Here is a 236-nt window from a genome sequence, read left to right as displayed (position 1 = left end):
AAAACGTCGCCGTCCCGCTCGAGCTCGCCAACCGCAGCGACGCCTTCGACCGCGCCGAGCGCGAGCTGACCTCGGTGGGGCTGGCGGATCGCCTGCACCACTATCCGGCGCAACTGTCCGGGGCGAGCAGCAGCGCGTGGCGCTGGCGCGCGCGCTCGCGCCCGATCCCGGGATCCTCGTCGCCGACGAGCCGACCGGCAATCTGGACGAGGCCACCGGCCAGCAGATCGTCGAGC

General features: G+C 73.3%; 1 pseudogene. It reads left to right on the top strand.

Annotation, left to right across the window (positions count from 1 at the left end):
• Positions 1–136 precede the first annotated feature (136 nt).
• Positions 137–236, top strand: a pseudogene (locus RMT89_RS45405) (ABC transporter ATP-binding protein); the annotation flags it as partial.

This window comes from Streptomyces sp. P17 (genome assembly GCF_032436805.1).
Classification (GTDB): domain Bacteria; phylum Actinomycetota; class Actinomycetes; order Streptomycetales; family Streptomycetaceae; genus Streptomyces.
Note: the sequence above shows the minus strand (reverse complement) of the source record. Positions and strands in the feature narration are given on the sequence as shown.